Genomic DNA, 12,628 nt, shown 5'->3' on the forward strand with positions numbered 1-12,628 from the left:
CTTCACATATGCAAAATACTGCCCTCATAGATGCAGCCAGAGAATACATACTGGCAAAATACAGGGACAATCCGCAACCAGCACTGGTTTACCATAATCTTACACATACACAGGGCGTGGTAGATGCCGCTGCGCAAATAGCAGCACATTATCGCCTCCAGGACGACGAACTGACTGCCGTATACGTAGCAGCCTGGTTTCACGACGAAGGATACCTGGAAGGAGAAGGCAGCAGTCACGAAGAAGCCGGTGCCGAGGAAGCGCTGCAATTCCTGCGGCAGCAAAACGCATCCGAAGAATTGCAGCAAATGGTGAAAGGCTGTATCCTCGCTACCAAAATGCCTCAGCGTCCCAACACACTCATCGAACAAATTGTTTGTGATGCTGATTTATTCCATCTGGGGTCCAAAGAGTACGCCGAGCGGAGTAAGCTGCTCCGCCATGAGGTGGAAATGGTACATCACAAGGAAGTGGATAAGACCGAATGGCTGAGGAGCAACATCCGCTTTCTTACCCAACATCAGTACTGGACCGACTATGCCCGTACCTTACAGAAACAACAGAAAGACGAGAATATCAAACAAATGCAGAAAAAATTAGACAAGAAACTGGCGGATGAAGGTATCACTGCTAATACCACCACTCCCCCGTCAGACGGCACCACAACACACTTTTTCGTAGAAGAAAAAGAAAAGCATAAAGACAAAGACCATAAGCATAAGGAAAAGGAAGAAAAAGCCAGGAAGCCCGACAGAGGCGTGGAAACGATGTTCCGCATTACGAGCACCAACCACATCCGCCTCAGCTCTATGGCCGACAGTAAAGCGCACATCATGATCTCGGTGAACTCCATCATCCTGTCCATCATGCTCACGTTACTGATCCGCCGTTTGGAGGACTACCCTAACTTTATCATTCCTTCTCTCCTGTTTGTAATCACCTCTGTAACTACCGTGATATTTGCCGTACTGGCCACCAGGCCCAATGTTACCAGTGGTACATTTACCCGGGAGGATATTTCCCGTAAAGATGCCAACCTGCTGTTCTTCGGCAATTTCCACAAAATGACGCTGGAAGAATATGAATGGGGTATGAAGCAGATGATGAATGATGCAGACTTCCTGTACGGCAGTATGACCAAAGACGTGTATCACCTGGGTGTGGTGCTGGGTCATAAGTACCGCCTGCTTCGTATATCCTACAACGTTTTCATGTTCGGATTAATTCTTTCAGTACTGGCATTCCTGGTGGCTGCCATCTTCTTTCCCGTAAAAGCATAAGTAAATCATGGTTCCTTTGTTTAACCGGGATCTCAGCTGGTTGTCATTTAATTTCAGGGTGCTCACAATGGCGCAGGACCCGCAGGTTCCCCTGTACGAACGCATCAAATTTCTTTCGATATACTCCTCCAACCTGGATGAATTTTTCAGGGTAAGGATGCCGGCTATCCTGGCGGTGAATAAGCTACTGGAAAAAGAACCCTCCGCAGGTGGCGATGAATCTGTAACCACCGATACACTCCGGCAGGTGCTCACAGAAGTAAACCGGCAGCAGGAAAACTATGGTCGCATCTTAGTTACGGAAATACTGCCCTTGCTGAAAGCAAACGGGGTACACCTTTGTTACAAGGAGGCATTCACCCCTGCCCAGCTGGCGGTTACCCGTGAATATCTGCTCACGACCGTTCTGGCTTATCTGCAACCGGTGTGGCTGCAGGCTGCTGAAAAGAATTATTTCCCGGAGAACAATGCACTTTACCTTGCGGTATCAGTGTCTCCCCTGGAAAAACCTGATATGATGACCTATGTACTACTGAACATCCCTTCCGTACTGCCAAGGTTTTACCAGCCTCCTAAAGAGAATGACCTGTACCAGATTCTGATGCTGGATGATATTATCCGTTACCATCTCGAATACATTCTCCCAGGCTACATCATCAACGGCGCCTATAGCTTTAAGCTCACCCGCAATGCAGAAATGGACATGGATGAGTTTAAAGGTGATATCCTTGAAGAGGTAGAAACCCTTATCCGCAAACGCGAGCTGGGAGTGCCTACCCGCTTCCTCTATGATGCGGCTATGCCTCCACCGTTACAGCAATACCTTGCTAACATCTTCGATATTAAACCCGAAGAAATGGTGGCCGGTGGCATGTATCACAACCTGAAAGACCTGAACGACCTGCCCCTGCCGGCACCGATACCAAATGTATTTTATCCGAAGTATGCACCGGTGCAAATTCCGGAAACGGCTGCCACAGACCATATCCTGGACTTGATTCAACAGAAAGACCTGGTGGTACATGTACCTTACCAGCGGTACGACTATGTACTGCGTTTCTTCAACGAAGCCGCCATAGACCCGGATGTACAGGAAATATATGTGACGTTGTATCGCATCGCCTCCAGCTCTCAGATAGCGCAGGCGCTGATTTCCGCCGCCAAAAACGGTAAGCAGGTGACGGTGTTTGTGGAACTGAAAGCACGCTTCGATGAAGCCAATAATATCCGCTGGTCCAAACGAATGAAAGAGGCCGGCGTGAAAATCGTATACAGCATCCCCGGCATGAAAGTGCATGCTAAAACGGCGCTGGTGAAGCGTAAGCGCGGATATCACCACGATTATTCCGGACTCATTGCCACGGGTAACTTCAATGAAACCACTGCACGTTTTTATGGCGACCATGTGCTGTTTACTGCACATGCCGGCATTACCCGTGAAATGGAACTGCTGTTCATTTATCTGCAAAGCCGCGAGCAGCCTGGAGAATATGGCTTTATTCAGTTCAACCATCTGCTGGTAGCGCAATTCAATATGATTACCCGGTTTAACCAGTTGATAGACCGTGAAATTGCCAACGCTAAAGCTGGTAAGCCTGCGAAAATTACCATCAAGCTCAATAATCTGCAGGAAAAAGCGATGATAGCCAAATTGTATGAGGCCAGCGATGCTGGTATACAGATAGACCTTATCGTAAGAAGTATCTGCTGCCTGGTGCCATCGCCAAACATACGTGTGGTAAGGATTGTAGACAGATACCTGGAGCATGCCCGCATATTCATTTTCCATAATGAAGGGCAGGAAGAGGTATACATAGGCTCCGCCGACTGGATGAACCGCAACCTCCACCGCCGCATTGAAGTATGTGTGCCGGTATACGACCCCGCTATACAGCAACAGCTGAAAGACATAGTAGCCATACAACTGGCAGATCCTGCCAATGCCCAGGCCAACATTACCGGGTATATTGGGAAAATGCAGTAAATTACAAGTACAGAAAAATTGATTATGATGAAGTACGTATGGATGTTGATATTGAGTGTGGGATTTATTATACCTGCTGCCAGCGCACAAACGCAAGACCTGCAGCATATCTATAATCCCGAAGCCAATGCCAAAGCCGACATTGCCGCCGCAGTACAGCAGGCAGCCAAAGAGAAAAAACATGTATTGCTGCAAATTGGAGGTAACTGGTGTATCTGGTGCAAGCGCTTTTACAAGTTTGTGGAAGACGACTCCACTCTCAAATCCACCATGGAAAGCAATTTCGTAGTATATCACCTCAATTACAGCAAGGAAAACAAAAACCTGCCTATCCTGAAGGAGCTGGGTTATCCACAGCGCTTTGGATTTCCGGTATTTGTAGTACTTGACGCCAACGGCAACCGCCTGCATACACAAAACTCCGGACTCCTGGAATCTGCTGATTCCTATGATAAGAAGAAAGTGGGCGATTTTTTCAAACAATGGGGCCCGGCGGCGTTACTACCTTCCAATTATGTAAACGAATAAGTATTTCCCATGGATAATGGCATCACTTACTTTAAAACGGATGCTGTGCAGTCTTTTATGAGATTTGCACAGCATCCGTTTAAGTTTTCGGCCTTTCTGCTGATGAAACTCCCCGCGGCATGGCTGGCGGGAGTACGGCTGGTATCTGTTACTGAAGAGGCATGCGTAACGAGGGTGCCGTATAAATGGTTGTCGCAAAATCCTTTTAAATCCACCTACTTTGCCTGCCTGGCTATGGCCGGCGAACTGAGTACCGGATTACCCGCCATGATGTATGCACGCAGTTCAGAAAAGCGTGTATCCATGCTAGTTACCGGCATGCAGGCAACCTACTCCAAAAAGGCCACCGGCACTACCTGGTTCACCTGTGCCGATATACCTGCCATGAAAGCTGCTATAGAAAAGGCAATTGCTACTAATGAACCAACTACCGTCACCATACGTTCTGAAGGTAAAAATAAAGAAGGCATACAAATTGCCACGTTTGACATCACCTGGTCCTTTAAGGCTGCCAGGTAAAAAAGTTTAACCAAATACCCTTAATTATGAAGATTGCATTTCATGGTGCTGCGCGTACTGTAACAGGTTCCAAGCACCTGATTACCCTGAAGAATGGAAAAAAGATCCTGTTAGATTGTGGTATGTTCCAGGGTATGGGAAAAGAAACAGACTCCTTAAACAGAGATTTCGGATTTGACCCCACGGAAGTAACTTACATGGTGTTGTCGCACGCACACATCGACCATACCGGGCTGATTCCGCGGCTGGTTAAACAAGGGTACAGAGGACCGATTTACTGCACACATGCTACCCGTGATATGGCGGAAATATTGTTGCTCGACTCCGCAGAGATCCAGGAAGATGATATCAAGTTCTCCAATAAAAAGCGCGCAAAAGAGGGTATACCATACCTGCAGCCGCTGTATACCGTTGATGATGCCAAATTTGCTATCGGCTTTTTAAAGCCGGTAAACTTTAATAACTGGATCACCATTGATCCGGATATACAGGTAATGTTGACAGATGCGGGGCACATTGTGGGTGCTGCGTGTATACATCTCCGTATTACGGAGTATGGCAAAACACAGCAAATTACTTTTAGTGGAGATATTGGCCGTTACAATGATGCGATCCTGAAGTCGCCGGCGGTATTCCCACAGGCGGATTACATTCTCATGGAATCCACCTATGGCAGCACGTTGCATGCCGATGCTGCTCCCGCTGACGATGAGCTGCTGCGCTACATCCACGAAACCTGCGTACAAAAAGGCGGTAAACTGATCATTCCTGCCTTCAGCGTAGGGCGTACACAGGAACTGCTGTACACACTTAATAAAGCCCAGCTCGCAGGCAAATTACCGAAGGTGGATATTTTTGTGGACAGTCCATTATCCACCGAAGCCACTGCTGTTACCAAAGCTCACCCGGAAGTATTTAACCGCCAGGTATCTGATCTGTTGAAGAGAGATAATGACCCCTTCGATTTTCCGGGGCTGCGTTATGTGAAGTCAGTAGACGAGTCAAAAAACCTGAACTTCCGTAAGGAGCCATGCGTCATCATCTCCGCATCCGGTATGGCGGAAGCAGGACGGGTAAAACATCACATTGCCAATAACATTGACGAGGAAAAAAATACAATCCTGATTGTGGGTTATTGCGAGCCGGAATCACTCGGCGGCCGGCTGATGCGCGGTGCAAAAGAAGTATCTATTTACGGTACCCGCTTTGAAGTAAGGGCAGAAGTAGGCGTTATCAGGTCAATGAGTGCACATGGCGACTATGAAGATCTTAGCCAGTGGCTCGCCTGTCAAAATCCAAGGGAGATTAAAAAACTGTTCCTGGTGCATGGGGAATATGATGTGCAGCAGATTTTCAAGAAATGGTTGTTTAAGAAAGGTTTCCTGGATATAGAGATTCCGGACCGTCATTATGAGATAGGACTTACCTGATTATTATAAATGCAAAACCTTCGGTTTTGCTGGTAATGGTTCTGCGCTGCGCATGGTGGGCTTGAGCCTGGCGTTGGTGCGGAACCTTTATCTTACCGATGGAAACTACTTGGGCCATGGTGGTTTTACTAACGTTTGTACATCACCGTTATCTTATTCCGATAATAACTCCTGCGGAAACCACAACACCACCCGGGTTCCAGCCGCTTTCCCCTCGCTGTCGTACAAGTCTTCGATCTCAAAACCTGCCTCTACATGAAACCTGCTGTTATAGATGGCGAGCCTGTCGCGCGTGATCTGCAACCCACGTGAATGGTGTGAATGGCCTTGCATTTGCTTAATGGCTGCCGATTTCTCTCTCCCTACCCCATTGTCTTCAATAGTGCAAAGTATACGACCAGGTGCTTCTTCGAAGGTAATGGTCACGCGGCCTTTTTCCTTTTTGTGCACCAACCCGTGCCAGATGGCATTTTCAACGAACGGTTGTACGATCATGGTAGGTATTTCCACCATATCGGCCTCCAGGTTGGGATCAATGATGATTTTATATTCAAACTGATCGGTGAATCGCAATTTTTCCAGCTCCATGTAGTTTTCCAGCATGCTTACTTCACGGGACACTGAAATGTTATTGAGCTGTGAATTATCCAGCACGTTACGGATTAGTTTAGCGAACCTGCTGAGGTACGACAATGCTGATTCCGTTTCATTTTTCATCATGAAGATCTGGATAGAATTCAGTGCATTGAAAATGAAATGCGGATTCATTTGGGAACGGAGTGCCTTCATTTCCAGTTGAGCCATTTCCTGCTGGATACTGGCGCGCTGGCGGGCTTCACGCCGGATAAGGTTGATGCGGAAGCGAACGTACAGGTAAATAACAGCAATGGCAAGTATTATTGCCAGCATCCTGAACCAGTCTGTTTGCCAGAATGCAGGCAGGATATTGATTTGAAGGACAGTAACATTATCCGAGAAAGTACCTGTAGCATTGGCCGCCTTCACGAGGAAGGTATACAGTCCCGGGGGCAGATTGGTGTATTTAGCCACCAGCAAGCCTTCTGCGCTCACCCATTTTTCATCTACTCCTTCCAGCTGGTAGTAGTAGTTAATTTTTTCCTGGTGATACTGGAGGCTTTTGAATTCGATAGAGATGAAGTTCTGGCGGTGATTGAGCTGTATCGGTGAGGTATCTCTCAATGCCTGCCCTATTTGGATGGTACTATCCATCACGCGCATATTGAGGATGGTGACATCCGGCGGTGGCGGTGCTACCTGCAGGTGTGCAGGGTCAAAACTCACAGCATGATCAGAGGCTCCGATAAGGAGCATACCGTTTTGCAGCTCCAGTATTCGCCTCCTGACCTTTCTGTCATTGTCAATAATATCATCTCCCTGAACAAAAGACTGCAGCTTTTCCTGCTTCAGTTTTAGTTTATAGAATCCATGCTGCGTGGTAAGCCAGATGTTCTGGTTACGGTCGCCGGCAATACTTAGTATCCATTCATCAAACAGCTGTCTGTTGTTGAGTATGGGGTGAGATGACCGGTTTATCGTATTAACGATCCAGAGGCCGTGGTCGGTGCCGGCCAGCAGTGTGGTATCATTGTACTGGTATAGTGATGTAACGTTAACGTATACTTTTTTATCCCAGCGGAAGCTGTGCCTATGCTCTATTTGCCGGGTCTTCGGATTAAACAGCAGCAGGCCTGACGTACTGGTGGCGAGCCATAGCTTCCCATCTTTTTGTGGTACGATATCCATCACGGATGCCGGGCGCTTAAGGCTGTCGAGCAGTGCGTTGTAATAGGTAAACTGGTCTGTTTGCGGATTCCAGGCGGCCAGTCCCTTTTTATACAGCCCGATATACACGGTGGTGTCGTTATAAGGATGTATATCCAGGAGGGTTTGTTGTTTCAGTGCATCGCTTTGCAGGTGTCTGACAAAGCGTTTGTTTACAGGATCAAACAGTGACAGGTTACCATTTTCCTGGCCGATCAGCACGGTACCGTCTTTTAATTCCGCGAAGCTCCAAACCAGGCTGCGTTCTTCCGGGATGGAGTGCGTGCGGTCGATAGCATCGTGGGCGTAGGTATTAACGATGGAGAGGTCCGGCGACAGGCAGGCGAATCCTTTTCCCCAGTAGCCAATATATACATTTCCGTTAGTACCCTGGAAAAGCCCGGTAACTTCTGCTTGCGGGAGTTTTGTATTTACAGAGAGAAATGGGGTTCGCTGATCGAGGGTTTTGAAGGACTGTCCGTGGAGGCTCATGATGTTAATACCATGATCGGTTCCTACCCAGAGGTAGCCTTCCCGGTCGCTCATGATGCAGTTAGCTTCATAATCGTAGTGGAGGCCTTGCGGATCATTATTATTTCCGGGGATATTGAGGTCAAACTGCTGTTTCAGTTGATTATACCGGAATATACCGGCGGGCTCGGTGGCCATCCAGATATTACCGGCGGCATCGCCATGGATATCGAATACAGCGTCCCAATGCCTGGCGGGGCGTAACTCCGCCAGGAAGTGGAAGGTATCCAGCTGCATACTTGCAGTATTATAGCGGTAGGCCATGCCTCCTCTGCCGGCCATCCATAACTGGCGATATTTATCGATATATATTTTTTTGAAGGAGGTGCCTATATCCAGTACGGGTATTCGTTTAGGGTTAAAGTCTTTATGGTACAGCGTGCTCCTGTCGGCGCTGAGTATAAAGGCCTGGTGTTGTCCGCTGAACCAGATATTACCTTCGTTATCTTCCACGATAGCGTCATGTATTTGCTGGCGGAAGTGTTCCGGGATATTGGTGGCTTTGTTAAAAACGTTGTTTTTTTCGTCGTATCGCAGCAGTCCGTCGTTGGTAGAGGCCCAGATGACGCCCAGGTGATCTTCGAGGATATGGCTGCAGGAAAGGTCTTCCGGGCTATTCCTATGTTCAGGGATTTTAACTGTTTTAACCTTGCTGGTTACGGGGTCGTATACACGAATATTATCGGGGGTGCCCATCCATATGCGACCGGAACGATCTTCACAGAGGCAGATATCGTCGTAGTAGATGGAGCCGGGTACGCGGTCGAAACTGGCGACGGTGATGAGGTTGGTACCGTCGTAGCGTTGCAGTGCGGTGCTGGCAATCCATATGAACCCCTTTCTATCCTGGAGGATGGCGGAAACGTGGTTGCTGGCCAGTCCGTTGGTGATATCGAGGTGGGTAAATTTATGCGAAAACGGACTTTGTGCGGTACTTTGGAGGTACAGCAGTATCACGGGCAGGAAGGTAAAGATCACTGCCTTGTGGAAATCTGAAAGTACAGCGAATAGCCGGTTCATTGGAGTATGCGTGCAAGGCACGTTTAACAGATAGTTGGCGATAAACGAAATAGGTTTTATTTGGTTACTGCCAGATAATACAAGATAATAAAAGTAGGTTAAATACGATTGTGGAGGAAATAAAAAAAGCTGCATTTCTGCAGCTTTTCTTGTACCACGTACGGGAATCGAACCCGTGATTCCTCCGTGAAAGGGAGGCGTCTTAACCCCTTGACCAACGCGGCGTTTTCGTTTGGGATTGCAAAGATAGGAAAACCTTTATATCTACCAAATTTATTTTTAGAATTTTATGAAATTCTTTTGGTGACTTGTCTTGCTATCAATGAACCGGGGTGCAAATATCGGAATTAAATTGAATTAACCAATTTTCTTTTTAGGGAGAGAAATAATGGCTTGTTACGAACAAGCTGGCGGTGCTGACTGTAGTCTTTACAGACAAATACTACCCATGCCCATACATGTTGCTATAACCAGGAAAGTGTTGCCTGGAAAAGAGAAAGAATTTAAAGATGCATTGCGGAATTTTCTGGGAGAGTCCTTTGCGCAGTCGGGCGTACAAGGTGCCGGAATGATCACTTCCCTGCATGGGGAAGATAGCAATGAAATAGGCATCCTCCGTACGTTTGCGGATGCAGCTGAAAGAGATGCTTTTTATAATTCCAAACAATTCAAGGCATGGGAGGCCTATGCATCTACACTCACAGCACCTCCCGTTTACCGGCAGTTAAATGGCCTGGAGGCCTGGTTTAGATCACCTGTGCCTCCGCCCCGCTGGAAGATGGCGATAGCCACCCTTTGCGGCGTTTTCCCTACCAGTGTATTCCTCTCCTACACGGTTGCTCCACTGATAAAAACTTTACCATCACTGGTGCGGCAGTTGATCTTTGCGGCCTGCATGGTGGCATTGCTTACGTGGGTGGTGATGCCGGTGGTGATTAAACTGTTACGCAACTGGCTACAACCGGCAAAGTAATTATTTGATGATGAATTTATCATCAGCAGGAAACTTATCAATGATATGAGGACCTACTGCAAAATTGCCTTCCAGTATATCTTTCGGATTACCACTCAGCCACATGCTCAGGTCTATCGCTTCATAGTTTCCACTATTGAAACCCAGTAAAACGATCAATAAATCACTGCCTGTATTTTTGATGTAATGGCCTGCGCCCATAGGAGCATAACCTACATCCCCTGCTTCGAACTGCTCTTTTACAAATTGTCCCTGGGCTAAGAAAACGCCCATTTCCGCAGTGCCCTGGATGTAGTATTGCCATTCATCTGCATTAGGGTGCCAGTGTAGTTCGCGTAATCCGCCAGGCTCGATTTCAAATACGGAGCCTGTAATGGTTTTAGCGATGGGGAATTCCTGCTGGGTGACTACCCGCTGTGTACCACCACCAGGTACCAATTTAGGCATCTGCGCGCCTAAAGGATAACGATGCGGTGAGGTGAGGGTCACCTTATCTCTGGGTACTGCAAGCCCGGAATGCACATCCGGCAACTGAGATGGCGCGAAATACATTTCCTTTTGCGGTAGCTGTACCACCTCCTCCAACGTTAGACCAAGGTTCTGCGCGGCAATCTCCGGAGGCACACTTGATATAAAATCGGTAACACTGAATGTATGATCCTCTGAAAAGTCACCATTATCAAAAATCAGGATGAAGTGACAAGGCTCATTGCTGATACATTGCAACACATGTCCAAAACCTCTGGGAAAGTACCATACATCACCGGGTCCAAAAAGATCGATATAGGTATTGCCTTGCGGATCAATGGTGGTAGTGCGCATGCGTCCTTTGAGTACATACGCCCATTCGGCCGCATTCGCATGCCAGTGGAGTTCGCGCATAGCACCGGGATCAAGGTGCATGCTAACACCAGCAAGGTTTTGCGAGGCTGGGAATTCACGTACGGAAGCACCACGGGTAATACCGCCGGGAGCTATTTTAGGGGTGGCTTTTTCCAGTGCGTATTTGAAGCTAAGGGTGGTTGTTGCCATTTCGTTGGGTTGGGTTCGAAAGGGAAACAGACGGGGAGGGAGAGTTGTTTGGTGGAACTGGCAGGTATCAAGTCACATGAAGCAAATAGGCTCTTAAAATCGCTACTGCTTTCTTCAACCCACATTTTTCCAGCTTGTCCAATACCTCATTCATAGACATTGGTGGATTTTTCAATGCGTTTACCTGTGCTCTTAATGCTTCCCACACACTTGAGTAACTAATCCTTAGTAACTCCACCACTAGCTCATCAGGAGTAAAAACGCCGATGTGAAAGCAATGCGTGATTTTTACTGGAAAATCTTTTTTGTTAAAAGTAATTATCAGATCTGCTTCACACTTGATAGCTGCTGCCAGCACGTGGCGATCGTCCACATCTGGCAGGGCAATACCCGGAATTAAATCTTCAAATTGTTTAGTATTTGCATCTGGAAATGCTTTATCCATTTCGCTGCAAATACGGGCTAACAGGTTTCTTTTCAGATCAGGTCTGTTTCGCAACAGGCTTTCCGTCCATTCATGCTGTATTTGTTTGGTCCATTTAGGTATGATTATACCTACTTCACACAAACATAACAGTAAGTCCCGAACAGGAGCCGGATACAAAACATTAGCATCTAAGAGAACCACTAATCTCTTTCTACTAATCATTTAGTATCCCATTTTTAGTTTTTGCGCCTGGTCAGCCAGAAAATCAAGGCTTTCCCTTCTGGCCTTTTTAAGTTTCTTTTCATATTTAATAAGATCTTCCATTTTTACCCTACGGTGACTACCAACCTTATGAAAAGGAATTTCTCCTTTTTCCAATAGGTTCACCAAAAAAGGTCTGGATACTCCAAGAATTTCAGCAGCCTGCTGGGTGCTTATTTCCTCGTCATTTCCAGAAAATAAAACTGCGAATGAACCATTTGAACCCATCCGTTCTAATATGGCAAAAAATAACATTACTGCTGATTTTGGAATTTCTATACCATCGCCATATCCAGTAAAAGACATCGATACAATGTCAGATCCGGAACTGGATATTTGACCTAATATTTCAGTAACCTTTGGCTCCAATGCCTTTACTATCTTCTGATCCCGTTTGCTTGTTTTCTCAAGAATTGTCTCCATTGCCGTGGATTTTATTTCTATAAAAATACGAATAAATATTCGAAATAAACGAAACAATCGAAATAAACGAAATAAACAAAATCATTCGGTGTGATGCTATTTTTAGATCTACCAGCTTCAGTTTAAAATAAAAAGGATTTTGAATGTGTATTTGGGTTAACTGTATTGCAGCATAGGAATACCTGGAAAAGTACCAAAAACAAAAAAGGTCACCTTCCGGCAACCTTCTGTTTCTTGTACCACGTACGGGAATCGAACCCGTGATTCCTCCGTGAAAGGGAGGCGTCTTAACCCCTTGACCAACGCGGCGTATCGATTTGGGATTGCAAAAGTAGAACCTTTTTTGATATTTCCAAAATATATTTTCATAACCTAAAAATATATTGATTTCTACGGCTATAGATTGTAAATTCGCCTTCGATTTTTTCATATTCAAAT

General features: G+C 46.6%; 10 protein-coding genes and 2 tRNA genes. 6 read left to right on the forward strand and 6 right to left on the reverse strand.

Annotation, left to right across the window (positions count from 1 at the left end; all coding sequences use genetic code 11):
- Positions 1 to 8 precede the first annotated feature (8 nt).
- The 5 genes from KW844_RS21085 to KW844_RS21105 are packed head-to-tail and all read left to right on the forward strand — an operon-like array spanning position 9 to position 5,741.
- The gene (locus KW844_RS21085) at positions 9 to 1,280 is read left to right on the forward strand and encodes a Pycsar system effector family protein (protein WP_218378774.1); all 1,272 of its coding nucleotides are present in this window, start codon (positions 9 to 11) and stop codon (positions 1,278 to 1,280) included.
- Positions 1,281 to 1,287: 7 nt separating this feature from the next.
- Positions 1,288 to 3,264 (forward strand): polyphosphate kinase 1, encoded by a 1,977-nt coding sequence (ppk1, locus tag KW844_RS21090; RefSeq protein WP_218378775.1) that lies wholly within the window; start codon positions 1,288 to 1,290, stop codon positions 3,262 to 3,264.
- A 24-nt stretch (positions 3,265 to 3,288) separates the two neighbouring features.
- The gene (locus KW844_RS21095) at positions 3,289 to 3,792 is read left to right on the forward strand and encodes a thioredoxin family protein (protein ID WP_218378776.1); all 504 of its coding nucleotides are present in this window, start codon (positions 3,289 to 3,291) and stop codon (positions 3,790 to 3,792) included.
- A gap of 9 nt (positions 3,793 to 3,801) precedes the next feature.
- Complete coding sequence (locus KW844_RS21100) at positions 3,802 to 4,311, forward strand: DUF4442 domain-containing protein (RefSeq protein WP_255578564.1); 510 nt, start codon at positions 3,802 to 3,804, stop codon at positions 4,309 to 4,311.
- Positions 4,312 to 4,337: 26 nt separating this feature from the next.
- Positions 4,338 to 5,741 carry an MBL fold metallo-hydrolase RNA specificity domain-containing protein gene (locus tag KW844_RS21105; protein ID WP_218378777.1) on the forward strand — a complete coding sequence of 468 codons (1,404 nt, stop codon included), beginning with the start codon at positions 4,338 to 4,340 and terminating at the stop codon, positions 5,739 to 5,741.
- A 153-nt stretch (positions 5,742 to 5,894) separates the two neighbouring features.
- Here the strand turns inward: KW844_RS21105 and KW844_RS21110 are convergent, their stop codons facing one another.
- Positions 5,895 to 9,074 (reverse strand): two-component regulator propeller domain-containing protein, encoded by a 3,180-nt coding sequence (locus tag KW844_RS21110; protein WP_218378778.1) that lies wholly within the window; start codon positions 9,072 to 9,074, stop codon positions 5,895 to 5,897.
- A gap of 152 nt (positions 9,075 to 9,226) precedes the next feature.
- Positions 9,227 to 9,298 (reverse strand) — tRNA-Glu (locus KW844_RS21115).
- 224 nt (positions 9,299 to 9,522) lie between these two features.
- On the opposite strand from KW844_RS21115, the gene KW844_RS21120 reads away from it, so the two are divergent.
- Positions 9,523 to 10,047 (forward strand): antibiotic biosynthesis monooxygenase, encoded by a 525-nt coding sequence (locus tag KW844_RS21120; protein WP_218378779.1) that lies wholly within the window; start codon positions 9,523 to 9,525, stop codon positions 10,045 to 10,047.
- Here the strand turns inward: KW844_RS21120 and KW844_RS21125 are convergent, their stop codons facing one another.
- From KW844_RS21125 to KW844_RS21140, 4 genes are all read right to left on the reverse strand, one after another.
- The gene (locus KW844_RS21125; RefSeq protein WP_218378780.1) at positions 10,048 to 11,079 is read right to left on the reverse strand and encodes a cupin domain-containing protein; all 1,032 of its coding nucleotides are present in this window, start codon (positions 11,077 to 11,079) and stop codon (positions 10,048 to 10,050) included.
- Positions 11,080 to 11,146: 67 nt separating this feature from the next.
- Positions 11,147 to 11,728 (reverse strand): PIN domain-containing protein, encoded by a 582-nt coding sequence (locus tag KW844_RS21130; RefSeq protein WP_218378781.1) that lies wholly within the window; start codon positions 11,726 to 11,728, stop codon positions 11,147 to 11,149.
- Complete coding sequence (locus KW844_RS21135) at positions 11,729 to 12,190, reverse strand: helix-turn-helix domain-containing protein (RefSeq protein WP_218378782.1); 462 nt, start codon at positions 12,188 to 12,190, stop codon at positions 11,729 to 11,731.
- A 237-nt stretch (positions 12,191 to 12,427) separates the two neighbouring features.
- Positions 12,428 to 12,499 (reverse strand) — tRNA-Glu (locus KW844_RS21140).
- Positions 12,500 to 12,628 lie beyond the last annotated feature (129 nt).

This window comes from Chitinophaga sp. sic0106 (assembly GCF_019219075.1).
Classification (GTDB): Bacteria; Bacteroidota; Bacteroidia; order Chitinophagales; family Chitinophagaceae; genus Chitinophaga.